Genomic DNA, 20,548 nt, shown 5'->3' with positions numbered 1-20,548 from the left:
GCGAGCACGGCGGCCCGCCGCCGCCCGGCGAGCACCCCGACGGCGGCGCTCCGCCACGCCCCCGCGAGGGCCGCGGACGCCGCCGCGAACTCCGGCGTCCGCTCCACCGCCTCCACCCGCGCCAGCAGGTACAGCCGCACCGGCGCGCACCGGCGCGGATCGCGCCCCCGCACGTCCGGCAGCCCCAGCAGCTCCCGCACCATCGCGTCGCTCCAGCCGCGCCGCCGCACCCCGTCCGACGACACGTACAGACAACGGTCCGTCATGATCCCCCCAAGAATCGACTACGGAGAGTGATGGAACCAGTGAAGCGCACCCCACTGACAACGCCCCCGTGACCACGTCCCCGCGACCGCCCCCTTGCGGCCGCCGCCCGCCCGTGCGATATAGGTCCAGACCTTTCCGACGGACGGAGACGGACGGAGGCCGGCCGTGCAACACCCGCTCGCCGCACGCCTGTTGATCACTGGAACGCTCCTCGCCCTCACCGCCTGCTCCGGCGCCGGGGCCGCGGAACCGAGGGACACCGCCCCGCCCGCCGCCCCCACCGGCCTCACCGCCACCGCCGGCAGCGCCACCACCGTCCACGTCATGTGGGAGGCCGCCACCGACGACCGGGCCGTCACCGGCTACCAGGTCCTCCAGGACGGCCGCCCGGTCAGGGAACTCCCCGCCACCACCCTCATGGCCGACGTCACCGGCCTCGCCCCCGGCACCCGCCACGCCTTCGCCGTCCGCGCCCGCGACGCCGCCGGCAACCTCTCGCCCGCCACCCCCGCCGTCCCCGCCACCACGCCGCGCGCCACCGCCGAGGACCGCGAACCCCCCACCGCCCCCCGCGCCCTGCGCGTCACCCCCGAAGGCCCCGGCGCCGCCCTCCTCACCTGGACCGCCTCCCGCGACGACACCCGCGTCACCGCCTACGACGTCCACCAGGGCGGCGTCCGCGTCCACACCGCCCCCGGCACCGCCACCACCGCCCGCCTCACCGGCCTGCGCCCCGGCACCGCCTACTCCTTCACCCTCCGCGCCCGCGACGCCGCCGAGAACTCCTCCCCGGACAGCGCCCCCGCCGACCTCACCACCGCCCCCGCCCCCGGCGCGCCCCCCAACACCTCCCCGCTCGCCCTCGCCGCCGCCTCCGACCGCGGCGAGATCACCCTCACCTGGACCCCGCCCGACACCGGAGCCCCCGTCACCCACCACGAACTCCACATCGACGGCCGCTTCGCCACCACCATCGCCTGGGGCACCACCCCGCCCCCCGGCCGCGCGACCTACACCTTCCCGGCCCAGGCGGAACCCGGCACCACCCTCACCCTCACCCTCCGCGCCCGCCTCCCCGACGGCACCTGGGGCGACTTCTCCGCCCCCCGGACCGTCATCGTCCGCTGACCCCGCCGGGGGTGTCCCTCAGGCCGTTCCCGCCGCCCCCGACCTACCCTGGAACCGTGGCCGAGACCGTTCTCACCAATACCGGGCTGGACAGGTTCGTCGAGCGCCTCGACGGCGGGGCGGAGACGCGCGACCCCGCGTTCCTGCGGGCCGCCGAGGTCGTCCTCGGGCTGCTCGCGCTGCGCGGCGCGGACCGGGCGAGCGGACTGCCGGAACCGGGGCCGGAGCTGGTGCGCCGGCTGCTCGTGGAGGACCTGCCGGCGTTCGTGTACGTGCCGCCGGGGGAGCTCGCCGCCTACCCGGCCGTCCTCGGGGCGCTCGCCGGCTGCTTCGACGGCGGGCTGCGCGAGCGGGTCGCGGCCGTCGTCGACGAGAGCGCCGGGGACTTCGAGCGGGCCATGGCCGACCCCGGCAACCTCACCTGGCACCGCTGGTACGCCTCGCTGCTGCGGACCGTCGGCGCCGACCTCGCCGACGCCGAGGACGTACGGCGGCGGATCGCGGCCCTCGACGGGGCGCCGCTGCCCGACGGGGTGCTGCGGGCCGACCTGATGGGACGGACCGCGCTCGCCGACACCGTCCTCGCCGAGGCCGTCGCCCGCGCCTACGTACGGGACGCCGAGCGGCCGCCCGTCGTCGGACCGCTCCTCACCGACCACGCCGTCGCCGCCGGCATCGGGCGGGTCACCGCCGCCCTCCTCGACCGCTGGACCGCCGCCGGGCTCGCCGAGCAGCTCGCCGGCGCCTACGCCCACTTCGCGCCCGGCCCCGACGACTTCCCCCACCTCGTCCTCGCCGACGCCCTCCTCGACGAGCACATGGACTACCTCGGCGACACCGGCGTCCCCGTCCCGCCGCCCGCCGGGAGCGACGGGCGGACCCCCGGGGGGAACGGCCGGCAGGACGTCGAGCGGGACGCCGACACGCTGCTCGCCGCCGTCGAGGAACTGGCCGAGGAGGAGTACGAGCCGTACGGCGGCGAGGCACCGCACCTGCTGTACGCGCTCTACCAGCGGGGCTGCGCCGCCGACTCGGTCGCCCGCCGGGCCGCCGAGTACGAGGACTGGACCGTCGACCCGGCCCTGGAGGACGTGCCCGTCCCCGTGCCGGAGGGCGCGGCCGGCGCGTACGTCACCCCTCCCGTGCCCGAACTCGTCCGGCTCACCGGTTCCACCGGCCTCGGCGAGGACGACCGGGCCCGCCTGGAGGGCCCGGCCGGCGAACTCGCCGCCGTCGTCGACCGGCTCGCCGCCACCGGCCTCGTCTTCCGCGCCGGCGACGCCTTCGGGCTGACCCCGCGCGGCGCCGCCACCGTCCGCTACCTCCTGCGGGTGCGCCGGGTCGCCGCGCCCACCGCCGCCGAGGCCGCCGCCTGGCCGGCCCGGGAGCTGGTCGCCGCCGCCGGGCAGTGGCCGCGGGCGGCCGCCGCCCGGGCGCTCGCCGACTGGCTGCACGCCCGCCGGGACACCTCCGACGCCTGGTCGGAGCTGCTCGACGCGTTCGGCACGGTGCACGCCCACGTCGCCGAAGGCGCCTCCGTACGCGGCCTGTTCGAGCTCCTCGACACGGCCGCCGCCCCGCCCGGCGCCCTGCGCGGGGCGCTGCGCTCCCCGGTCGTCGGCGCCTACGCCCTGCACGCGCTCCGGGCGCGCGGCGAGGAGGCCGACGCGATCCAGGTGCCGGTCGCGGCCCGCGCCCTGCACGTCCTGGACCGGCTGCCCGCCAAGAAGGGCCCGCTGGAGTCGCGCCGGGCCGCCTTCGACGCGGCCGCCGCCGAGTGGCCGGGCGGCTCGGCCGCCCTGGTCCGGGCGATGGCCGAGGCCGACCGGCACGGCGCCGCACGCGTCCTCGGCCCGCTCGGCATCAGCCTGCCGTGAGGTACATCCCCGACGGGCCCGCGCCCGCCGTGTTCCGGCAGGCGCGGTGGCCCGACGGCACGGCGTGGATCAGCGCGAGGCACCGTCCGAGCGCCTGCTGACCGTACGCGTTGGGGTGCATGGACTCCTGGACGAGCCCCTGGGTGGACTGGCTGTCGATCCACCGCGCCCACTCGCTCGACGCCCCCGACGGCGGCAGCGAGGCCGTCACCTGACGGCTCGCCCTCGCGCACACCTCACGCCCCTGGAGCGCGTCCCGCAGGTCGAGGAACTGCGCGCCCTTCGCCACCGCCACCTGCCGCAGCCGGTTCGCGAGCTGGGGGACGAGGGAGTCCCGCGCCCAGTCGGAGTCCTTGTTCCAGAAGGGGCAGCCGCCGGTGTTCGTCCGGGCCCAGCCGCTCTCGGAGTAGCGGTTCTCGGCGGCGCGGGGGAGCGGGGACGGGTAGGACTGGAGCACGATCCGGTAGTCGGAGGCCGCGTAGCCCGCGCCGGTCATCACGGCCCGGACCTCGTCGACGGCCTTGCCGACGGAGGCCATCGCGGCGTCGATCCGGGCGTCCACCTCGGCCTGCTGGTCGTCGTGGCAGTAGGAGTACCAGACGATGTAGTCGGTGGCGCAGGCGGTGATGATGTCGGCGAAGCCGAGGTCGTTGCCGCCGATCGACAGGGCGATCAGCTCCACGTCGTGGGAGGCGGCGACGGCGGCCAGCCGGTCGGCCTGCGGGGCCTCGCCCTTGTACGGCAGGCCGCCCTGCGAGGCGCGGAAGACGTTCTGCGTGGTCGCCCCGGAGCAGGCCAGGTTGATCAGGGAGCTCGCGATCGGTCCGGCGCTCCTGACCTCGGAGACGTCCGAGCGGTGGCAGCCGCCGGCGGTGGTGCCGTACACCCGCGCGGGGTCGTGGCCGCCGCCGGTCCAGGCGCGGTCGGTGCCGTCGCGGGCGCCGGAGTTCGTGAGGCTGTTGCCGAGCCAGCGGCCGGCCTCGCCGGAGATGTAGCTGTCGCCCATGGCGACGACGGCGGTGGGGCCGCCGCCGGGGGAGGCCTGGGCGGGCGGAGCGGTCAGCGAGGCGAGTCCGGCGGCGGTACACAGGGCCAGGAACGCGCGCAGCGCGCGGTGGGGGGTCGAGGGCATGGCTGTGCTCTCCTGCGGGTGCGCAGTGACGTGGGGGACGACCGCCGGCCGGTGGCATGGCGGAATCTCGCACGCCGCGTCTTATTACCGCTAGGTAGCTGCATATCTCGGTTCCGTCACGTCCTCTGTGACGGAACAGGGCCCGTCTCCCCGGAGCTGTGCGTTCGCCGGGAGGGACGGGCCCCGTCGTGGGTGGTGCGGGATCAGCCGACCAGCTGCTCGTACGCGGGGAGGGTGAGGAAGTCCGCGTAGTCCGCGTCGAGGGAGACGTGGAGGAGGAGGTCGTGGGCCTGCTGCCACTTGCCGGCCGCGAAGGCCTCGTCGCCGATCTCGGCGCGGAGGGCGGCGAGCTCCTCGGCGGCGACCTGGCGGGCCAGCTCGGGGGTGGCCGTCACGGTCTTTCCGTCGTGCTCGAACTCCACGCCCGCGTTGATCCACTGCCAGATCTGGGAGCGGGAGATCTCGGCGGTGGCCGCGTCCTCCATCAGGTTGAAGATGGCGACGGCGCCGAGGCCGCGCAGCCACGCCTCGATGTAGCGGATGCCGACCTGGACGGCGTTGCGCAGGCCCTCGTAGGTGGGCTTGGCGTCGAGCGAGTCGATGGCGATGAGGTCGCCGGGCGCCACGGAGACGTCCTCGCGCAGCCGGTCCTTCTGGTTCGGCTTGTCGCCGAGGACGGCGTCGAAGGAGGCCATGGCGATCGGGACCAGGTCGGGGTGGGCGACCCAGGAGCCGTCGAAGCCGTCGCCGGCCTCGCGGTCCTTGTCGGCCTTGACCTTCTCGAAGGCGACCTTGTTGACCTCGGCGTCCTTGCGGGACGGGATGAAGGCGGCCATGCCGCCGATCGCGTGCGCGCCGCGCTTGTGGCAGGTGCGGACGAGGAGTTCGGTGTACGCGCGCATGAACGGGGCCGTCATCGTGACCGCGTTGCGGTCCGGGAGGACGAACTTGGCGCCGCCGTCACGGAAGTTCTTGACGATGGAGAAGAGGTAGTCCCAGCGGCCCGCGTTGAGGCCGGCGGCGTGGTCGCGGAGCTCGTAGAGGATCTCCTCCATCTCGTACGCGGCCGTGATGGTCTCGATGAGGACCGTGGCGCGGACGGTGCCCTGCGGGATGCCGACGTAGTCCTGGGCGAAGACGAAGATGTCGTTCCAGAGGCGGGCCTCCAGGTGCGACTCGGTCTTCGGCAGGTAGAAGTACGGGCCCTTGCCGAGGTCGATCAGGCGCTGCGCGTTGTGGAAGAAGTACAGGCCGAAGTCGACCAGCGCGCCGGGGACCGGGCGGCCCTCGAAGGTGAGGTGGCGCTCCTCCAGGTGCCAGCCGCGCGGGCGCATGACGACCGTGGCGAGCTCCTCGGCGGGCTTGAGGGCGTACGACTTGCCGGTGCGCGCGTCGGTGAAGTCGATGTTCCGGGTGTAGGCGTCGATCAGGTTGACCTGGCCGAGGACCACGTTCTCCCAGGTGGGCGCCGAGGCGTCCTCGAAGTCCGCGAGCCACACCTTGGCGCCCGAGTTGAGCGCGTTGATCGTCATCTTGCGGTCGGTGGGACCGGTGATCTCGACGCGGCGGTCGTTCAGGGCCGCCGGGGCCGGCGCGACCTTCCAGGAGTCGTCGGCGCGGATCGCGGCGGTCTCCGGCAGGAAGTCGAGGGTCGAGGTGCGGGCGATCTCGGCGCGGCGCTCGGCGCGGCGGGCGAGGAGCTCGTCCCGGCGCGGGGTGAAGCGGCGGTGGAGCTCGGCGACGAAGGCGAGGGCCGCCTCCGTCAGCACCTTCTCCTGGCGCGGCAGGGGCTCGGCGTCGACGACGACCAGGGTGGACGGCGCTGGTGCGGACATGAACTGTCACTTCCTTCAGCGGACTACGCGTGCGGTGCCTGGCGGCCGCCGGGCGTCACGGACGGCACGGAGTGCCGCGGGTGCCGAGATACGGCCGCGAGCGCCGTCACAGGGGATCAGGCGCTTCTACGCAGTGGATATTAGTTTCCTCATAGTGGAAGTTCAATGGATTGTTGATGTCGAGATTCTTCGAGTCGACAGAACGTGGCTCCGGGTGCCAGCCCCCTCACTCCAGGTGCCCGCCCCCGGCCCCGTTCACCCCTCCAGCCGGTACAGGTCCGCCTCCGTGTCGATGTCGAAGGGCTCGGCCACGTCCGAGCAGTCCACCAGCGCGACCGCCTCCCGGTGCGCCGCCAGGTAGTCCCGCGCCCCCCGGTCGCCCTCCGCGCCCGCCGCGATCCCCGCCCACCGGTCCGCCCCGAACAGCACCGGATGCCCCCGCTTCCCGTCGTACGAGGCCGCCGCCAGCGCGTCCCGCGCCCCGTACGCCCCCCGCACCCGGGCCACCGCCGCCGCGCCGATCCCCGGCTGGTCCACCAGCGACACCAGCGCCGCGTCCACCCCGCGCGGATCCGCCGCCAGCGAGGCGAGCCCCACCCGCAGCGAGGACCCCATCCCGTCCGCCCACCCCGGGTTCTCCACCAGGACGCACCCGGTCAGCTCCGCCCGCTCCCGTACGAGCTCCGCCGAGGCGCCGAGCACCACGTGCACCACCGCGCAGCCGCCCTCGCGCAGCACCCGCACCGCGTGCTCGACCAGCGGCCGGCCCCGGTAGGGGAGGAGCGCCTTCGGGCGCCCGCCGAGCCGGCGTCCGCCGCCCGCGGCGAGCAGCAGCCCGGCGACGAGGGGAGGGGTGGAAGGGGAGGGGGAGGCTGTCTTCGTCATGGAGACTGCATACCGCACGAGGCGGAATGACACGGTCGCATGAATGCGCGGCACGGGCTCTTCCCCGCCGGGCGGCCGGGGGGTTAACTGACCCCCACTCAGGGCGCCCGACCGCCGCCCGGAGGCATCGGGAACGGACGTCTCGGAGTGGGGGGCCGTGTTGCGGAGCGTGGGGCAGAGGCGAGTGACCGGCGAGACAGTGGACCCGAGGGTGGCCGGACTGCGGTCCGCCGTCTCCCGGCTCCGGCGCGAACTGGCCGGACACCGCGTGGAGTTCGCCGACCGGGAGATCGCCGAGGACGAACTGGCCGCGCTCGACGCGATGGCGGTGAGCGGGGCCCCCGAGGTGTGGCGGCTGCGCCGCAGCCTGCTCCTGGTGGCCGGCTCGCTCGGCTCCGTCAGCGCCCTCGCGGGGGGCCTCGCGGCCGTCCGCAACGCGGTCGAGCTCTTCGGCCCGCCCCCGCCGCCCGCCCAGCGCTGAACCGGGCCGGCCGGACGGTCAGAGCCGGATCAGCCGCCGGGCGCGGGCGGCCGCCACCGCCGCCGTCCGCGAGTCGACGCCCAGCTTGGCGAAGACGTGCACGAGGTGGGACTTCACCGTCGCCTGGCTGAGGAAGAGCACCTTGCTGATCTGCTGGTTCGACAGGCCCTCCCCGACCAGTCGGAGCACCTCCAGCTCCCGCTTGGTCAGCGCCTCCGCCGGGGTCCGCATCCGGTCCATCAGCCGGTGCGCCACCGCCGGCGCCAGCGCCGACTGGCCGGCCGCCGCCGTCCGCACCGCCGCCGCCAGCTCCTCCGGCGGCGCGTCCTTCAGCAGATAGCCCGACGCGCCGGCCTCCACCGCCGCCAGGATGTCCGCGTCCGTGTCGTACGTCGTCAGGACCAGCACCTTCGGCCCGCCCGGCACCGCCGTGATCGCCGCCGTCGCCTCCGCGCCGTGCATCCCCGCGCCGAACTGGAGGTCCATCAAGACCACGTCGACGCCCCCGGCGGCCGCCAGCTCCACCGCGCGCTCCGCCGTCGCCGCCTCGCCGACCACGGTGAAGCCGGGCTCGGTGTCCAGCACCGCGCGCAGCCCGGCCCGCACCACCGGGTGGTCGTCGGCGAGCAGCAGCCGGACCGCCGCCCCCGTCACGCCCGCCCCCCGCCGGGCAGCGGGAGGGTGACCGCGACGGCCGTGCCCTGCCCCGGCGCGGACTCGACGGTGAACGTGCCGCCCAGCGACTCGGCCCGCGAGCGCATCGCCGGCAGCCCGAACCCGCCGCCGTCCCCGGAGGGGCGCACCGCCTCCGGGTCGAAGCCCTTCCCGTCGTCCACCACGTCCAGTGCCACCGAGTCCTCCATGAACGACAACGTGATCTCCGCCCGGTCCGCCGCCGCGTGCCGCACCGTGTTCCCCACCGCCGACTGCGCGATCCGCAGCAGCGCCACCTCGTACGGGGTCGGCAGCTCCACCGGCGTCCCGCTCGCCGAGAACCGCATCCGCGGCCCCGCCCCCGGCTCACACAGCCGTTCGAGCGCCGCCGCCAGCGAACCGTGCTCCAGGTCCGGGGGCGTCAGCGCCCGCACGAACCGCCGCGCCTCCGCCAGGTTGTCCTGCGCGGCCTGCCGCGCCCGGTCGATGTGGTCCGCCGCCGGGGAACCGGCCGGCAGCGCCCGCTCGGCCGCCCGCAGCAGCAGCTGGATCGAGGAGAGCCCCTGCGCGAGCGTGTCGTGGATCTCCCGGGCCAGCCGCTCCCGCTCGGCCAGCGTCCCCGCGTGCCGCTCCGCCGCCGCCAGCTCGGCCCGGGTGGTGATCAGCTCCTCGACCATCCGCCGCCGCCGCTCGCTCTCCCGGTACAGCGCCTGGTACCCGAGGACGGTCGCCACGGCGACGGCGGCGCCGAGCAGCGGCCCGATGAAGACCCCCGGGTTCAGGGGGGCGCCGTGCCCCACGTACGCGCCGATCGCCGCGCCCGCCGTCAGCGCGACGGCCGGCAGCGACCAGCGGGCCGGCAGCAGGTGCAGCTGGAGGAAGTACAGCGGGAAGGCCAGCCACAGCGCCTCCGGCGTCGCCCCCAGCAGGGCCAGCCAGGCGAGCGCCAGGACCGTCAGCCAGCCCGCCGCGGCCCGCCGCGACTCCCGTACGGCCGGCAGCGGCGAGCCCGCCGCGTAGACGGCGCCCGTCACGACGGCGAGCGCCGTGCCCGCCGGGGAGTGCGCGCGGACCGCGGCCAGCACCAGCAGCCCCGCCATGAGGAGGTGGAGACAGAGGCGCAGGGCGGGCAGGGCGGGGGTCAGCGGGCGCGGGGCGGGCGGGAGGGCGGAGGGGGGTTCCATGACGTCACCAGCGTAGGCGGACGGCGGCGGTCCGGGCTCAACCAAAAGTTTGATCGCGGAGCCATCCGTGGCGCGATGCCCGCCGGGGGCCGGGGACGGCAGGCTCGGCCCCATGTTCGTGGCATGGAGAGACCTGAGATCCGCCAAGGGGCGATTCGCCCTCATGGGCACGGTGATCGTGCTGATCACCCTGCTCGTGGGGCTCCTTTCCGGGCTGACGGCCGGGCTCGCGCGGGAGAACGTCTCCGCGATCACCGGCCTGCCCGCCGACCGGATCGCCTTCGCCGCCCCGCCGGCCGGGCGGTCGGTCTCGTTCACCGACTCCACGGTGACGGAGGAGCAGTGGAACGCCTGGGCGGAGCGGCCCGGGGTGACCGGGGCGGCGCCGCTCGGCATCCGCACCCTCAACGCGGCCGCGGGCGAGCGGACGGCCGCCGTCTCCGCCTTCGGCACCGAGCCGGGCGACGGGCTCGCGCCCGGCGCCGTGGCCCCCGGGCGGGCCGTCCTGTCGGAGTCGGCGGCCGAGGAGCTGGGCGCGGGCGCCGGGGACGCGGTCCGGCTCGGCCCGCTGGAGGTCACCGTCGCGGCGGTCGCCGGGGACGCCTCGTACAGCCACACGCCCGTCGTCTGGACCTCGCTCGACGACTGGCAGCGGCTCGGGCACGGCGGTACGGCCACCGGGGAGCAGGCGACGGTGATCGCGCTGCGCGGCGCCGGCGCCGACTGGGCGGCCGGCGACGCGGCCGCCGGCACGGAGGCGCGGACCGTGGACGCGGCCCTCACCGCCCTGGGGTCCTACCAGGCCGAGAACGGCTCCCTCCAGCTGATGCGCGGCTTCCTCTTCGTCATCTCCGCGCTGGTCATAGGGGCCTTCTTCACCGTCTGGACCGTCCAGCGCAGCGGCGACGTCGCCGTCCTCAAGGCGCTCGGCGCCTCCACGCCGTACCTGCTGCGCGACGCCCTCGGGCAGGCCGTGCTCATGCTCGTGGCCGGGACGCTGCTGGGCACCGGCCTCGCCCTCGGCATCGGCGCGCTCGTCAGCGGCGGCGACGTGCCCTTCGTCCTCTCGCCGCTCACCCTCCTCGGCCCCGCCGCCGTGATCATCGCGCTCGGCGCCGTCGGCTCCGCGCTGTCCATCCGGCGGATCACCGCCGTCGACCCCCTCACCGCGCTCGGGAGCGTCCGATGAGCCTCGAACTCGATGCCGTGACCCTGACCTACCCGGACGGCGAGGGGCGGCTCACGGCCCTCGACGCGGTCTCCCTGACGGTCCCGCCGGGCCGCCTGACGGCCGTCGTCGGCCCCTCCGGCTCCGGCAAGTCCAGCCTGCTCGCCGTCGCCGCGACCCTGGTGACCCCCGACCGGGGGCGGGTCGTCGTCGCCGGCACGGACACGGCGGGGCTCGACGCGGCGGGGCGGGCGGCGCTGCGGCGGACGTCGGTCGGGATCGTCTTCCAGCAGCCGAACCTGCTGCCCTCGCTGACGGCGGTCGAACAGCTCCAGGTCATGGCGCACCTGTCGGGCCGTCCGCCGAAGGCGGTACGGGGCCGGGCCATGGAGCTGCTCGACGCGGTCGGCCTCGCGGACCGGGCCGGGCGCCGGCCGCACCAGCTCTCCGGCGGCCAGCGCCAGCGCGTCAACATCGCGCGGGCGCTGATGAACGAGCCGTCCGTCCTCCTGGTCGACGAGCCGACGAGCGCGCTCGACCACGAGCGGGGGGCGGCGGTCGTCGCGCTCCTGTCGGACCTCACCCGGGCGCGGGGGACGGCGACGGTCCTCGTCACCCATGACCGTACGCACCTGTCCGCCGCCGACGAGACGGTCACCGTCCACGACGGCCACCTGACGCCCCCGCCCCCGGCCTGACGCCCCCGCCGCGCCGTTCCGTTGGGCCACGCCCGGTGGGGCTGGTTGCGATGCCGCCGCGCCGTTTCGTTGTGGGCAATCGTTCCGCTGGGGCGGAACGGGTGGGCACAACGGAACGGCACCCTTAGCGGTGCCTCCGCGACCGGGCCTGAACCCGCACCCGTACGGAGCCGCACAAGGGGTGCGGGCCCAGGCCCGGAAAGCCTTGGCCCGGCAGGGGGCGCCGTCCCTGTGCCCACCCTCCCCCAAGGACTTCGTCCAGGGGGGACCCCCAGCCCTGCGGGACGATTGCCCACAGGGACGGCGGGCGCGGCCCAGCCAGGGACGGCGGGCGCAGCCCGCACGGGGCGCCGGGGCGCGGCCCCGCGGGACGTATGCCCACACGGGACGGGGCGCGGTTCGTGGGGTCAGGTCTGGCCGTTGAGGGTGGTGGTGGTGAGGGCCGTGGAGAGTTCGCGGGCCACCTGCTGGAGGATGGGCACGATCTTCTCCGTGGCCGCCTCCGTGACCCGCCCCGCCGGCCCCGAGATGGAGATGGCCGCCGCGGTCGGCGAGTCGGGGACCGAGACCGCGAGGCAGCGGACTCCTATCTCCTGCTCGTTGTCGTCGACGGCGTACCCCGCCTCCCGCACCGCCGCCAGCGCCGCGAGGAAGCCGTCCGCCGTGGTGATGGTCTTCTCCGTGGCGGCCGGCATGCCGGTGCGGGCGAGCAGGGCGCGCACCTCGTCGTCCGGGGTGTGCGCGAGCAGCGCCTTGCCGACGCCCGTGGAGTGCGGCAGCACCCGGCGGCCGACCTCGGTGAACATGCGCATGGAGTGCTTGGACGGCACCTGCGCGACGTACACGATCTCGTCGCCGTCGAGCAGCGCCATGTTCGCCGTCTCGCCGGTCTCCTCGACGAGCCGCGCCAGGTAGGGGCGGGCCCAGGTGCCGAGGAGGCGGGAGGCGGACTCGCCGAGGCGGATGAGGCGGGGGCCGAGCGCGTACCGCCGGTTGGGCTGCTGGCGGACGTAGCCGCAGGCGACCAGCGTGCGCATCAGCCGGTGGATGGTGGGCAGCGGCAGCCCGCTGCTGGCGGAGAGCTCGCTCAGCCCGACCTCGCCCCCCGCGTCGGCCATCCGTTCCAGGAGGTCGAAGGCGCGCTCAAGGGACTGGACGCCACCGCTCGCGGCGGGCTTGGCGGCGTCGGTGGTGCTGGCGCTGGACGTCGGCACGTCAACGGTCCTTTCGGGGCAGGCGGGCAAGGCAGCAGCCTACCGGGCCGCCGGGCCGGGCACGGAGTGCGGGGCTCGGCGTCCGGGCCGGTCAGCGGGGTGTTTGTCCGTTGTCGGCGGCTGCTCGTCGGGGGTCGGGTCCGTCCCGCATGTGCGGAGCTACCTTCTACTGTACGAAATTCGCATTCCACTTTGTGGAAACCTCTAAGTCGACTTTCCTCGGTGTCGCCGGAACGAGTGTGCCCTTGACGGCCCGTCGTCCCGGCCGCAGACTCCTTCAACAGTTCGTTGAAATTCTGCTTCGCGGAAGTGGAACGGGAAGGGGCATGGTGGACGTCAACCTGGTACTGCGTTCGACTCGGGTGGTCACCCCGGAGGGCACGCGGCCGGCGGCCATCGCCGTCTCGGACGGGACGATCGCGGCGGTCCTGCCCCACGGGGCCGAGGTGCCGGCGGGAGCGGTCCTGGAGGACGTCGGCGACGACGTCGTGCTGCCGGGTCTGGTCGACTCGCACGTGCACGTGAACGATCCGGGCCGTACCGAGTGGGAGGGTTTCTGGACCGCCACCCGGGCGGCGGCGGCCGGCGGGATCACGACGATCGTGGACATGCCGCTGAACTCGCTGCCGCCGACGACGACGGTGGAGAACCTGCGGGTCAAGCAGGAGGTGGCGCGGGCCAAGGCGCACGTGGACGTGGGCTTCTGGGGCGGTGCGCTGCCGGACAACGTCAAGGACCTGCGGCCCCTGCACGAGGCGGGCGTCTACGGCTTCAAGTGCTTCCTGTCGCCGTCGGGGGTGGAGGAGTTCCCGGAGCTGGACCAGGAGCAGCTGGCCCGGTCGCTGGCCGAGATCGCCGGGTTCGGCGGGCTGATGATCGTGCACGCCGAGGACCCCCACCACCTGGCCGCCGCCCCGCAGAAGTCCTCCGCCCAGTACGCCGACTTCCTGGCCTCGCGGCCCCGGGACGCGGAGAACACCGCGATCGCCAACCTCATCGGCCAGGCCCGCCGGCTCGGCGCCCGGGTCCACGTGCTGCACCTGTCCTCCTCCGACGCGCTGCCGCTGATCGCCGCCGCCCGGGCCGAGGGCGTGAAGGTCACCGTCGAGTCGTGCCCGCACTTCCTGACCCTGACCGCGGAGGAGATCCCGGACGGGGCGACGGAGTTCAAGTGCTGCCCGCCGATCCGGGAGGCGGCCAACCAGGACGCGCTGTGGCAGGGACTGGCGGACGGGGTGATCGACTGCATCGTCTCCGACCACTCGCCCTCGACGGCGGACCTGAAGACGCCGGACTTCGCCTCGGCCTGGGGCGGCATCTCCTCCCTCCAGCTCGGCCTGCCCGCGATCTGGACCGAGGCCCGCCGCCGCGGCCACTCGCTGGAGGACGTGGTCCGCTGGATGTCCGAGGGCCCGGCCCGCCTGGCGGGGCTGGAGAAGAAGGGCGCCATCGCCGAGGGCAAGGACGCCGACTTCGCCGTGATCGACCCCGACGCCGCCTTCACCGTCGACCCGGCCGAGCTCCAGCACCGCAACCGCATCACCGCCTACGCGGGCAAGACCCTCCAGGGCGTCGTCAAGTCCACCTGGCTCCACGGCCGCAAGATCAACGACGGCGGCACCCTGACCGAGCCCTCCGGCCGCCTCCTCGAAAGGAACAACTGACCCGTGACCGGCATACCCTCCTTCACCGGCGACGCCAGCCCGTACGGCGGTGGCGACCCGTACGCCGACTACCGCACGGCCGAGTTCCCCTTCACCCAGTACGCGGACCTCGCCGACCGCCGCCTCGGCGCCGGCGTCATCGCCGCCAACGACGAGTTCTTCGCCGAGCGCGAGAACCTGCTCAAGCCCGAGGCCGCCGAGTTCGACCCCGAGCACTTCGGTCACAAGGGCAAGATCATGGACGGCTGGGAGACCCGCCGCCGGCGCGGCGTCTCCGCCGCCGAGCCGCACCCGACCGAGGAGGACCACGACTGGGCCCTCGTCCGGCTCGGCGCCCCCGGCGTGATCCGCGGCATCGTCGTCGACACCGCCCACTTCCGCGGCAACTACCCGCAGGCCGTCTCCGTCGAGGCCACCTCCGTACCCGGCTCGCCCTCGCCCGAGGACCTCCTCGCCGACGACGTGAAGTGGACGACCCTCGTCCCGCGCACCGCCGTCGGCGGCCACGCCGCCAACGGCTTCGCCGTCGACGTCGAGCAGCGCTTCACCCACCTCCGGGTCAACCAGCACCCGGACGGCGGCATCGCCCGCCTCCGCGTGTACGGCGAGGTCGCCCCCGACCCGCGGTGGCTCGAGGTCCTCGGCACCTTCGACCTGGCCGCCCTGGAGAACGGCGGCCAGGTCGAGGACGCCTCCGACCGCTTCTACTCGCCGGCCACCAACACCATCCAGCCGGGCCGCTCCCGCAAGATGGACGACGGCTGGGAGACCCGCCGCCGCCGCGACAAGGGCAACGACTGGATCCGCTACAGCCTCGCCGCCGAGTCCGAGATCCGCGCCGTCGAGATCGACACCGCGTACCTCAAGGGCAACAGCGCCGGCTGGGCCGCGCTCTCCGTCGCCGCCGAGGGCTCCGACGACTGGACCGAGATCCTGCCCCGGACCCGCCTCCAGCCCGACACCAACCACCGCTTCGTGCTCGACGCGCCGGCGGTCGGCTCCCGGGTGCGGATCGACATCTACCCGGACGGCGGCATCTCCCGCCTCCGTCTCTTCGGCTCCCTCACCGAGGCGGGCGCCGCCCGCCTCACCGCCCGCCACCAGGAGCTCGGCGGCTGAGGAGCCCGTACGACTCGGGGGCCCGGCCGGCCGACACCGACCGGCCCCTGACTGGGCGGGTACGACACCCCGCCCGGCCCCGCGAGGGCGCACCGGCCCGACAGCACCGGTGCGCCCTCGCGCCCCCGCCCGGCGCCCCCGCCGGGCGGCCGCTTCCGGCCTAGGCCGCGTGCCCGCCGTCCACCGACAGTTCGGCGCCCGTCACGTACCGGCCCTCCGGGCCCGCCAGATAGGCGACCGCCGCCGCCACCTCGTCCGGGGTGGCGAAGCGGCCCAGCGCCGTCATGGCCGCCTGCCCCTCCGCGTACGGCCCGTCCGCCGGGTTGAGGTCCGTGTCGACCGGGCCCGGGTGGACGATGTTCGCGGTGATCCGCCGCCCGCCCAGCTCCCGTGCCAGCGCCTTCGTCAGGCCCACCAGGGCGGACTTGCTCAGCGTGTAGAGCGTGCCGCCGGGGCCCGGCACCCGCTGGGTCATGCAGGTGCCGATCGTGACGATCCTGCCCCCGTCCGGCAGCCGCTCCGCCGCCGCCTGGGAGGCGAGGAAGGCCGCCCGGACGTTCACCGCGAGCACCCGGTCCACATCGGCGAGGCCCAGCGAGGCCAGCGGACCGAGGACGCCGACGCCCACGTTGTTGACGAGGACGTCGAGCCGCCCCAGGTCGTCCGCCGCCCGGTGCACCGCCCCCGCCGCGTCCCCCGCGTCGGCCGCGTCGGCGCGCAGCGGCAGGGCCCGCCGGCCGGCCGCCTCGATGCGGGCCGCCACCTCCTTGGCCGCCGTCTCGTCACGCACGTAGGTGAAGGCCACGTCGGCGCCCTCGCGCGCCAGCCGGACCGCCGTGGCCGCGCCGATGCCCCGGCTGCCGCCCGTCACCAGTACCGCCGTCCCGTTCATCGTGGACATCGCTTCCCGACTCCTTCGGATCGCACAACTGATTGCGGATTCAAGGAAACCCGGAGCGGGGAACCGCCGCTGGCGGTCATCGGACACCGAGTTCGGCACGGACCGATGAGTTCCGGCGCCGGGGGCGGTCGACACCGGTGAAGCACGACGGCACCACGGACGAAAGGCAGCCCCATGGCCACCCTGAGCCTCACCCAGTTCCTCACCCTCGACGGCGTCTACCAGGCGCCCGGCGGCCCCGACGAGGACCGCAGCGGCGGCTTCGAGCACGGCGGCTGGTCCGTGCCCTTCGGCGACGAGGACTTCGGCCGCCGCATCGACGCCATCTTCGCCCGGCCCGCCGCCTTCCTCCTCGGCCGCCGCACCTACGACATCTTCGCGGGCTACTGGCCGAAGCAGACCGACCCCGCCGACCCCGTCGCGAGCAAGCTCAACTCCCTCCCCAAGTACGTCGCCACCACCACCCTCGGCTCCGCCGACTGGGCCGGCACGACCCTGCTGCGCGGGGACATCGTCCAGGAGGTGACGCGGCTCAAGGAGAGCCTCGACGGCGAGATCCAGATGCACGGCAGCGGCGGCCTCGCCCGCACCCTCTTCGCCCACGACCTCATCGACACCCTGTACCTGCACGTCTTCCCGGTCGTCCTCGGCACCGGCTTCCGCCTCTTCGCCGAGGGCGCCCGGCCGACCGCCTTCCGGCTCACGGAGACCACCGTCACCGGCGCGGGCGTCGCCCTCCACACGTACGAGCGCGCCGGCCGCCCCACGTACGGCAGTTACGCCTGAGGGAAAGGTGTAGCCACCACCGGAACCGCCCGGTACGGTGATCGCTCCGAGTGCGAGCCGCCGACGTCTCCACCCCGTCAGCAGAGTGGGAGACCCGCCCCGCCATGGCCGCCCCGTCCGCCTCGCCGTACGCCGCCCCCGCCCCCTTCGCCGCCCGGCGCCGCGCCTGGCTCACCGACCTGCCGCTGCTGCTCGTCGCCGTCTTCTGGGGCGGCAGCTACCTCGCGGCCAAGGGCATCACCACGAGCCACACCGTCGTCGCCGTCCTCGTGCTGCGCTTCGCGCTCGTGGTGCCGGTGCTGGTCGCCGCCGGATGGAAGGGGCTGCGGGCGCTGACCGGCGCCCAGTGGCGGGGGGCCGCCCTGCTCGGCTCGATCCTCGCCGGGATCTTCCTCCTGGAGACGTACGGCGTCGTCCACACCTCCGCCACCAACGCGGGCCTGATCATCAGCCTCACCATGATCTTCACCCCGCTCGCCGAGGCCGCCGTCACCGGGAAGCGGCCCTCCCGGGGCTTCCTCGGCGCCGCCGCGCTCTCCGTCGCCGGCGTCGTCCTGCTCACCCAGGGCGCCGGCTTCACCGCCCCCTCCCTCGGCGACCTGCTGATCCTCCTGGCGGCGCTGGCCCGGACCGCGCACGTCCTCGCCATGGCCCGGATCGAGGCCGTCCGGTCGGCCGACTCGCTCTCCCTCACCACCGTCCAGCTCGGCACCGCCGTCCTCGTCTTCGCCGTGCTCGCCGCCGCGGGCGGCGGCGCCACGCCGTGGGCGACCGCGCTGGACTTCGGACCCCGCGAGTGGGCCGGACTGGTCTTCCTCTCCGTCTTCTGCACGCTCTTCGCCTTCTTCGTGCAGATGTGGGCGGTCCGCCGCACCTCCGCCTCCCGGGTCAGCCTGCTGCTCGGCACCGAGCCGCTGTGGGCCGCCCTCGCCGGCATCGCCCTGGCCGGCGACCGCCCCGGCGCCCTCGGCCTCGCCGGCGCCGTCCTGGTCCTCGCCGGCACCGCCTGGGGCCGCCGCGGCGCGGACCCGGACGCCCGATAGGTTCTGTCCATGCCAAGCAACCCCGCCGCCGCCCGCGGCGAGTCCCCGCCGCTCGCCCGCGCCCGCCGCACCCAGGGCTGGGGCCTCGGCCTCCTCGCCGCGGCCGGCCTCCTGCCGGCCCTGCTCGGCGGCTCCGTGCCGTGCGCGGCCCTCGGCTCCGCGCTCTGCGCGAGCGGCGGCGCCCGGCGCCGGCCGGCCGAGCACCTCGACGGCACGGCCGGAGCCTGAGCCTCAGCGCTTCTCCACCCGGTCCGAGACGATCATCAGGACCAGGCCGAGGACGGCGAGGACGATGTTCGCGAAGACCTCCCGGCCTTCGAGGAACCCCACGTGCTCGGTCAGGAAGCGCGTCGCGCCCATGAACGAGAACCAGCCGTCCGTCAACTCGCGGACCACGCCGCAGACGCCGAAGACCGTGAGCAGGAAGCCGGACACCTCAAGAAATCTCCTCATGCGGCGATCATGCGCACGCCGCCCGGCCCGCCGCGTCGGCCGCCGGTCCACCGCCGCGCGACCGAAGTACCGACCTCCGCGACTTCGGTCGCGGACGGACGCCGCGGACCGGTGCGGCGGCCCCCGGCTGCGTACATTGCGAACATGACCCGTACGGACCGGCAGCGCTGGCTGCTCCCCTCCCACCTGGTCGCACCGGGCGGGACCGGAGCCGCCCGGCCGCGCCGCACCGTCCGCGACTGGGTCGTCGACGCCCTCGTCTTCCTGCTCGCCGCCCTCTTCGGACTCGTCGCCCTCGACACCAGCACCCGCTACCACAGCGACCCCGTCAACCTGATCGACCAGATCGGCGGCGCCCTCGCCTGCTGCGCGCTCTGGCTGCGCCGCCGGTGGCCCGTCGGGCTCGCCGCCGTCCTCGCGGTCGCCGGCGCGCTCGTCCCGGCCGCCGCGGGCGCCATGCTCGCGGGCCTCTTCAGCGTCGCCGTCCGCCGCCCCTTCCGGGACATCGCCTGGGTCCTCGCCCTCGCCCTCGCCGGGTCCGTCGCCACCGTCTTCGTCCGCCCCGACCCCGAGACCGGCGCCGTCCTCGGGATCGTCCTCGGCGTCGCCCTCTGCCTCCTCGTCACCGCCTGGGGCATGCTCGTCCGGGCCCGCCGCCAGCTCGTCGAAGCACTGCGCGAGCGCGCCGAGCGGGCCGAGGCGGAGGCCGGGCTGCGCGCCGCGCAGGCCCAGCGGCTCGCCCGCGAGGCCATCGCCCGCGAGATGCACGACGTCCTCGCCCACCGGCTCACCCTCCTCAGCGTCCACGCCGGCGCCCTGGAGTTCCGCCCCGACGCCCCGCCCGAACAGATCGCCCGCGCCGCCGGCGTCATCCGCGACAGCGCCCACGACGCCCTCCAGGACCTGCGCGAGATCATCGGCGTGCTGCGCGCCCCCGGGGACGAGCAGGGCGGCGGCGACCGGCCCCAGCCCACCCTCGCCACCCTCGGCGCGCTCGTCGACGAGTCCCGCGCCGCCGGCATGACGGTCGTCCTCGACTCCACCGTCGACGACCCCGGCACCGTCCCCGCCGCCACCGGCCGCACCGTCTACCGCATCGCGCAGGAGGGCCTGACCAACGCCCGCAAGCACGCCCCCGGCGCCGAGGTCACCGTCACCCTGCGCGGCCGGCCCGGCGACGGCCTCACCGTCGAGGTCCGCAACCCGGCCCCCGACGGGCCGGTGCCGCACGTCCCCGGCTCCGGCCAGGGCCTCATCGGACTCTCCGAGCGGGCCGCCCTCGCCGGCGGGCGCCTCGACCACGGACCGGCCCCCGGCGGCGGCTTCGCCCTCACCGCCTGGCTACCGTGGCCCCCATGACCATCCGGCTCCTCGTCGTCGACGACGACCCCCTGGTCCGCGCGGGCCTCGCCCTGATGCTCGGCGGCGACGGGACCCTGGAGATCGTCGGCGAGGGCGCCGACGGCGCCGAGGTCCCCGACCTCGTCGCCCGGCTCGCCCCCGACGTCGTCCTCATGGACATCCGCATGCCGCACGTCGACGGGCTCACCGCCACCGAACGGCTGCGCGCCCGCCCCGGCGCCCCCGAGGTCATCGTCCTCACCACCTTCCACGCCGACGAACAGGTGCTGCGCGCCCTGCGCGCCGGCGCCGCCGGCTTCGTCCTCAAGGACACCCCGCCCGCCGAGATCGTCGCCGCCGTCCACCGGGTCGCCGCCGGCGAACCCGTCCTCTCCCCGGCCGTCACCCGCCAGCTGATGCGCCACGTCGCCGGCCGGCCCGAGGCCCGCCCCCGCCGGGCCGCCGCCGCCGAACGCCTCGCCGGGCTCGCCGACCGCGAGCGGGAGGTGGCCGTCGCCGTCGGCCGCGGCGCCTCCAACGCGGAGATCGCCGCCGCGCTGTACATGAGCGTGCCGACGGTGAAGACGTACGTCTCCCGGCTGCTCGCCCGGCTCGGCCTCGACAACCGGGTCCAGATCGCCCTCCTCGTCCACGACGCCGGTCTCCTCGACCAGGACCCCCAGGGGGGTACCGGCGAGTAGGGTGGCGCGGGTGACCG

The 20,548-nt window shown here is 75.3% G+C and carries 20 protein-coding genes and 1 pseudogene; 12 read left to right on the top strand and 9 right to left on the bottom strand.

Features of this window, described 5'->3' with window-relative positions:
- A pseudogene (locus tag AB0E83_RS25780) lies at window positions 1–266 on the bottom strand (hypothetical protein); the annotation flags it as partial.
- A 166-nt stretch (window positions 267–432) separates the two neighbouring features.
- Here AB0E83_RS25780 and AB0E83_RS25775 point away from each other — a divergent pair.
- Together AB0E83_RS25775 and AB0E83_RS25770 are read left to right on the top strand one after the other, a co-directional pair.
- Window positions 433–1,395 (top strand): fibronectin type III domain-containing protein, encoded by a 963-nt coding sequence (locus AB0E83_RS25775; protein WP_362116421.1) that lies wholly within the window; start codon window positions 433–435, stop codon window positions 1,393–1,395.
- A gap of 56 nt (window positions 1,396–1,451) precedes the next feature.
- Window positions 1,452–3,272, top strand: coding sequence for a hypothetical protein (locus AB0E83_RS25770; protein ID WP_362116418.1), 1,821 nt, complete (start codon window positions 1,452–1,454; stop codon window positions 3,270–3,272).
- Here the strand turns inward: AB0E83_RS25770 and AB0E83_RS25765 are convergent.
- The 3 genes from AB0E83_RS25765 to AB0E83_RS25755 all read right to left on the bottom strand — a co-directional run bounded on the left by AB0E83_RS25765 (window position 3,259) and on the right by AB0E83_RS25755 (window position 7,124).
- The gene (locus AB0E83_RS25765; RefSeq protein WP_362116415.1) at window positions 3,259–4,404 is read right to left on the bottom strand and encodes a GDSL-type esterase/lipase family protein; all 1,146 of its coding nucleotides are present in this window, start codon (window positions 4,402–4,404) and stop codon (window positions 3,259–3,261) included. The two genes, AB0E83_RS25770 and AB0E83_RS25765, sit on opposite strands and share 14 nt — an antisense overlap.
- A 203-nt stretch (window positions 4,405–4,607) precedes the next feature.
- Window positions 4,608–6,239 carry a malate synthase A gene (gene aceB / locus AB0E83_RS25760; RefSeq protein ID WP_362116412.1) on the bottom strand — a complete coding sequence of 544 codons (1,632 nt, stop codon included), beginning with the start codon at window positions 6,237–6,239 and terminating at the stop codon, window positions 4,608–4,610.
- A 255-nt stretch (window positions 6,240–6,494) separates the two neighbouring features.
- Window positions 6,495–7,124 (bottom strand): nucleotidyltransferase family protein, encoded by a 630-nt coding sequence (locus AB0E83_RS25755; RefSeq protein WP_362116409.1) that lies wholly within the window; start codon window positions 7,122–7,124, stop codon window positions 6,495–6,497.
- A 157-nt stretch (window positions 7,125–7,281) separates the two neighbouring features.
- Here AB0E83_RS25755 and AB0E83_RS25750 point away from each other — a divergent pair, with 157 nt between their 5' ends.
- Window positions 7,282–7,605, top strand: a complete 324-nt coding sequence (locus AB0E83_RS25750; protein ID WP_362116406.1) for a DUF5955 family protein — start codon at window positions 7,282–7,284, stop codon at window positions 7,603–7,605.
- 18 nt (window positions 7,606–7,623) lie between these two features.
- Here the strand turns inward: AB0E83_RS25750 and AB0E83_RS25745 are convergent, their stop codons facing one another.
- Window positions 7,624–8,259, bottom strand: a complete 636-nt coding sequence (locus tag AB0E83_RS25745; RefSeq protein WP_362116403.1) for a response regulator transcription factor — start codon at window positions 8,257–8,259, stop codon at window positions 7,624–7,626.
- Window positions 8,256–9,443 carry a sensor histidine kinase gene (locus AB0E83_RS25740; protein ID WP_362116400.1) on the bottom strand — a complete coding sequence of 396 codons (1,188 nt, stop codon included), beginning with the start codon at window positions 9,441–9,443 and terminating at the stop codon, window positions 8,256–8,258. The genes AB0E83_RS25745 and AB0E83_RS25740 overlap by 4 nt, the downstream gene beginning before the upstream one ends.
- A gap of 112 nt (window positions 9,444–9,555) precedes the next feature.
- Here AB0E83_RS25740 and AB0E83_RS25735 point away from each other — a divergent pair, with 112 nt between their 5' ends.
- Window positions 9,556–10,632 (top strand): ABC transporter permease, encoded by a 1,077-nt coding sequence (locus AB0E83_RS25735; RefSeq protein ID WP_362116397.1) that lies wholly within the window; start codon window positions 9,556–9,558, stop codon window positions 10,630–10,632.
- Window positions 10,629–11,309 (top strand): ABC transporter ATP-binding protein, encoded by a 681-nt coding sequence (locus AB0E83_RS25730; protein ID WP_362116394.1) that lies wholly within the window; start codon window positions 10,629–10,631, stop codon window positions 11,307–11,309. Before AB0E83_RS25735 ends, AB0E83_RS25730 begins: the two co-directional genes overlap by 4 nt.
- 407 nt (window positions 11,310–11,716) lie before the next feature.
- Here AB0E83_RS25730 and AB0E83_RS25725 read toward each other — a convergent pair whose 3' ends face one another.
- Window positions 11,717–12,523: an IclR family transcriptional regulator gene (locus AB0E83_RS25725; protein ID WP_362116391.1), complete on the bottom strand. Its 807-nt coding sequence runs from the start codon at window positions 12,521–12,523 to the stop codon at window positions 11,717–11,719.
- 326 nt (window positions 12,524–12,849) lie between these two features.
- Here AB0E83_RS25725 and allB point away from each other — a divergent pair, with 326 nt between their 5' ends.
- Both allB and alc read left to right on the top strand, forming a co-directional pair.
- Window positions 12,850–14,187, top strand: coding sequence for an allantoinase AllB (gene allB / locus AB0E83_RS25720; protein WP_362116388.1), 1,338 nt, complete (start codon window positions 12,850–12,852; stop codon window positions 14,185–14,187).
- A gap of 3 nt (window positions 14,188–14,190) precedes the next feature.
- Window positions 14,191–15,306: an allantoicase gene (gene alc / locus AB0E83_RS25715; RefSeq protein ID WP_362116385.1), complete on the top strand. Its 1,116-nt coding sequence runs from the start codon at window positions 14,191–14,193 to the stop codon at window positions 15,304–15,306.
- A 160-nt stretch (window positions 15,307–15,466) separates the two neighbouring features.
- On the opposite strand, the gene AB0E83_RS25710 is transcribed toward alc, so the two are convergent.
- Window positions 15,467–16,207 (bottom strand): SDR family oxidoreductase, encoded by a 741-nt coding sequence (locus AB0E83_RS25710; RefSeq protein WP_362116382.1) that lies wholly within the window; start codon window positions 16,205–16,207, stop codon window positions 15,467–15,469.
- Between the two features lie 174 nt (window positions 16,208–16,381).
- Here AB0E83_RS25710 and AB0E83_RS25705 point away from each other — a divergent pair, with 174 nt between their 5' ends.
- The 3 genes from AB0E83_RS25705 to AB0E83_RS25695 all read left to right on the top strand — a co-directional run bounded on the left by AB0E83_RS25705 (window position 16,382) and on the right by AB0E83_RS25695 (window position 18,264).
- Complete coding sequence (locus AB0E83_RS25705) at window positions 16,382–16,993, top strand: dihydrofolate reductase family protein (RefSeq protein ID WP_362116379.1); 612 nt, start codon at window positions 16,382–16,384, stop codon at window positions 16,991–16,993.
- Between the two features lie 104 nt (window positions 16,994–17,097).
- The gene (locus AB0E83_RS25700) at window positions 17,098–18,036 is read left to right on the top strand and encodes a DMT family transporter (protein WP_362116430.1); all 939 of its coding nucleotides are present in this window, start codon (window positions 17,098–17,100) and stop codon (window positions 18,034–18,036) included.
- Window positions 18,037–18,045: 9 nt separating this feature from the next.
- Entirely contained in the window at window positions 18,046–18,264 is a 219-nt protein-coding gene (locus tag AB0E83_RS25695; protein ID WP_362116376.1) for a hypothetical protein, read from the top strand.
- A gap of 3 nt (window positions 18,265–18,267) precedes the next feature.
- On the opposite strand, the gene AB0E83_RS25690 is transcribed toward AB0E83_RS25695, so the two are convergent.
- A complete protein-coding gene (locus tag AB0E83_RS25690) occupies window positions 18,268–18,489 on the bottom strand; it encodes a hypothetical protein (protein WP_362116373.1) in 222 nt (73 codons plus the stop codon).
- 144 nt (window positions 18,490–18,633) lie between these two features.
- Between AB0E83_RS25690 and AB0E83_RS25685 the strand changes: the two genes are divergently transcribed.
- Together AB0E83_RS25685 and AB0E83_RS25680 are read left to right on the top strand one after the other, a co-directional pair.
- A complete protein-coding gene (locus tag AB0E83_RS25685) occupies window positions 18,634–19,848 on the top strand; it encodes a histidine kinase (protein WP_362116370.1) in 1,215 nt (404 codons plus the stop codon).
- Window positions 19,845–20,531, top strand: a complete 687-nt coding sequence (locus AB0E83_RS25680; protein ID WP_362116367.1) for a response regulator transcription factor — start codon at window positions 19,845–19,847, stop codon at window positions 20,529–20,531. Before AB0E83_RS25685 ends, AB0E83_RS25680 begins: the two co-directional genes overlap by 4 nt.
- Window positions 20,532–20,548 lie beyond the last annotated feature (17 nt).

This window comes from Streptomyces sp. NPDC035033, from assembly GCF_040636735.1.
GTDB lineage: Bacteria > Actinomycetota > Actinomycetes > Streptomycetales > Streptomycetaceae > Streptomyces.
Note: the sequence above shows the minus strand (reverse complement) of the source record. Positions and strands in the feature narration are given on the sequence as shown.

Coding starts and splice junctions, on each gene's coding strand:
- AB0E83_RS25765 (WP_362116415.1), bottom strand. CDS start 4,404: ATGCCCTCGACCCCCCACCGCGCGCTGCGCGCGTTCCTGGCCCTGTGT.
- aceB (WP_362116412.1), bottom strand. CDS start 6,239: ATGTCCGCACCAGCGCCGTCCACCCTGGTCGTCGTCGACGCCGAGCCC.
- AB0E83_RS25755 (WP_362116409.1), bottom strand. CDS start 7,124: ATGACGAAGACAGCCTCCCCCTCCCCTTCCACCCCTCCCCTCGTCGCC.
- AB0E83_RS25740 (WP_362116400.1), bottom strand. CDS start 9,443: ATGGAACCCCCCTCCGCCCTCCCGCCCGCCCCGCGCCCGCTGACCCCC.
- AB0E83_RS25735 (WP_362116397.1), top strand. CDS start 9,556: ATGTTCGTGGCATGGAGAGACCTGAGATCCGCCAAGGGGCGATTCGCC.
- AB0E83_RS25730 (WP_362116394.1), top strand. CDS start 10,629: ATGAGCCTCGAACTCGATGCCGTGACCCTGACCTACCCGGACGGCGAG.
- allB (WP_362116388.1), top strand. CDS start 12,850: ATGGTGGACGTCAACCTGGTACTGCGTTCGACTCGGGTGGTCACCCCG.
- AB0E83_RS25710 (WP_362116382.1), bottom strand. CDS start 16,207: ATGTCCACGATGAACGGGACGGCGGTACTGGTGACGGGCGGCAGCCGG.
- AB0E83_RS25705 (WP_362116379.1), top strand. CDS start 16,382: ATGGCCACCCTGAGCCTCACCCAGTTCCTCACCCTCGACGGCGTCTAC.
- AB0E83_RS25700 (WP_362116430.1), top strand. CDS start 17,098: ATGGCCGCCCCGTCCGCCTCGCCGTACGCCGCCCCCGCCCCCTTCGCC.
- AB0E83_RS25695 (WP_362116376.1), top strand. CDS start 18,046: ATGCCAAGCAACCCCGCCGCCGCCCGCGGCGAGTCCCCGCCGCTCGCC.
- AB0E83_RS25690 (WP_362116373.1), bottom strand. CDS start 18,489: ATGAGGAGATTTCTTGAGGTGTCCGGCTTCCTGCTCACGGTCTTCGGC.
- AB0E83_RS25685 (WP_362116370.1), top strand. CDS start 18,634: ATGACCCGTACGGACCGGCAGCGCTGGCTGCTCCCCTCCCACCTGGTC.
- AB0E83_RS25680 (WP_362116367.1), top strand. CDS start 19,845: ATGACCATCCGGCTCCTCGTCGTCGACGACGACCCCCTGGTCCGCGCG.